The sequence below is a fragment of the Streptomyces rectiviolaceus genome, from assembly GCF_039533825.1.
Taxonomy (GTDB): domain Bacteria; phylum Actinomycetota; class Actinomycetes; order Streptomycetales; family Streptomycetaceae; genus Streptomyces; species Streptomyces rectiviolaceus.
Map to the genome: position 1 here is coordinate 1 of NZ_BAAAUG010000209.1, position 2,445 is coordinate 2,445.

The 2,445-nt window shown below is 73.9% G+C and carries 2 protein-coding genes; both read right to left on the bottom strand.

From position 1 onward, the window contains the following. The coding region (locus ABD378_RS41300) for a serine/threonine-protein kinase (RefSeq protein WP_344530142.1) at positions 1-918 on the bottom strand (918 nt) is incomplete at its 3' end. Then, positions 915-2,445, bottom strand: a 1,531-nt coding sequence (locus ABD378_RS41305; protein ID WP_344530144.1) for an outer membrane protein assembly factor BamB family protein, incomplete at its 5' end; no start/stop codon positions are given. The genes ABD378_RS41300 and ABD378_RS41305, both read right to left, overlap by 4 nt.

A 2,445-nucleotide genomic window follows, 5' to 3' on the forward strand; every position in this document is an offset into this window, starting at 1 on the left:
CCTCGCGGGCGGCGGGGGAGCGGGCGGAGGCGGGGGCGGCGCCAGGCGGTACGAGGTCGGCTCGGCGGATCCGTCCTGTGGCGCGACGGTGGACTGCGCGGCCCGCGCGGCGGCGATCACCTCGCGGGGCGTGGGCCGATGCCCGGCTTCCTTCGACAGACAGCCTTGTACGAGGGTCAGGAGCGGCCCGGTGACACCGGCCGTGTCCGCGTCCTCGTGCACGGTCCGGTACGCGATCGTGGCGCCGGGGCCTTCGCCGAACGGATGCCGCCCGGTGGCCGCGAACAGCAGCACAGCGCCCAGCGAGAACACGTCGGACGCGGCTTCCACCGGTGCGGAGCCGGTGAGTTGCTCGGGCGACGCGTATCCGAAGGTGCCGATCATCATGCCCGTACCGGTCAGTGCGGTGGCGTCGGCGGCGCGTGCGATGCCGAAGTCGATGACGCGCGGCCCGTCGTCGGCGAGCAGGACGTTCGACGGCTTGAGGTCGCGGTGCACGATGCCCGCGCCATGGATGACGACGAGCGCCTCGCCGAGCGCGGCGGCCAGCGAGCAGAGCCGGTCGTGCGGCAGCGGCCCGCCCCGCGCGACGGCCGCGCCGAGCGAGGGCCCTGACACGTAACTCGTGGCGAGCCACGGCGGATCGCCCTCCGGGTCGGCGCCCACCACCGGCACGGTGAAGAAGCTCAACACCCGTTCCGCGGCGAGGACTTCCTGCCGGAAGCGGGCCCGGAACTCGGGGTCGTCGGCCAGTTCGGCGTGTACGAGCTTGACCGCGGCCTGCCGCCCCTCGCGGTCCCGCCCCAGGAACACCTCGCCCATGCCGCCGGAGCCGAGCCGCCGCGTCAGCTCATAGCCGCCGACCCAACGTCCGCCCCCTGCGGGGCCGTTGGCAGGTTCGTTCGCGGGGCCGCTCATTCCGTGCTGCCGATGACGAGCGGGCCCTCGGTCTCGTCGAGGATGCTGAACACGGCGGCCCGGCCGCCGTGGACCACGACCGTCGCCCCGCTGCCGAAGTCACGGGCCTTCCCGATCGTGCCCCCGGAAGTGACGTCCCCGTCGTCCAGGCCGAGCCGCTGGAGCCGGGCCTCGCGGCTGAACCCCTCGGTCTTGTCCCCGTCGACCACGAGCACCCCGCCGTCGTCCACGCCGAGAATCATGGCGCTCGTCCCGTCGGTGTGGGGACGCCGCCAGCGGACCGCCCCGGTGGCCGCGTCGACGGCGAGCACCCCGAAGTCCTCCTTGTTGTAGTACGGGGTGACGACTACGTCACGCCAGCCCTTCGGCCCGGCGTGCGCGGACCCGAAACCGCTGGTGGTGACGGTCCCGAAGGGCTGCTTGCCGGCGAGCGGCTTTCCCGGGCGGCCCTTGGCGTCGAAGGTCTGCAGGGGCAGGTCCTTGGAGTCCTCGACGAAGAGCATCGCCGAGACCGGCTCCGCCGTGGCGAGCGTCATCCCCGTCACGTCATCGGGCAGCTGGGTGACCCAGCGCACCGAACCGTCCCTCGCGTCGATCTCCCGTACGCGGACGCGGCGTCGGGTGTCCGCTCCGCAGGAGGCCGACTCGACGACGGTCGCCCGGCCCACCAGGGCGTCCTGGAGTACGCAGCCCTTGGCGAAGTAAGGGCGCCGCCACCGCCGCTCACCGTCGTCGACCGCGTATCCGGCCTCGTCAGCGGCGGTCAGGACGACCACGTTCCCGCCCGCGATGCCGATCCGTGTCCAGGCCTTGGGCGACGGCGGATTCTTCACCGTCAGGGACTTCGACCAGGCGGTGTCGCCGTTCGTCAGGTCGAGCACGGCAAGCTGGTCGCAGCCCTTCTTGAAGTCGGGGTCGGGGCCGTAGACGACGGCGCCGCGGCTGCCGTCCTCGGTGGCCGTCCGCGCCATCGCGCACGGCTTGAGCCCCCGTTTCGGCGGCTTCGCGGTCCACAGGACCTTCCCGGTGACCGGTTCGAAGGCGCGTACTCCGTCCTCGTTGGCCCGGATCAGGGCCTTGTCCGTGAGCCAGACGCCGACCAGCTGCTGCCGCCCCTTCGGCGTGTTGCTGCCCTCTCCGGCGGTCGGCGGCTTCGGGCGCCGCGCCCACTCCTGTGACCAGACACCGTCCAGGGGTACGTCCCCGAGCGGGCTCGCAGGGTCGCCGAGGGGCCGCATCTCGCGCGGACCCAGGGCCTCGGTCACCTTGCCCGGCCGCTCCGGAATCTTGTCGCCCTCGGGCAGGGCGCCGCCCGCGGAGCCGCCCGAACCCCCGGCCCCGCCCTCCTCGCCCGGCACGAGCAGCAGCCCCGTCACCACCCCCGCCACGGCGAGCAGCGTGCCCGCCACGGTGAACGCCCTGCGCCTGCTGCCCGGCAGCGGAAGCCCCGCCATGCGGGCGACGGTGCGCGGGGCGGGCCTGGCGCCCGGGGTCTTCGCGAGGCACGCGCCGATCAGCGGCAGCAGC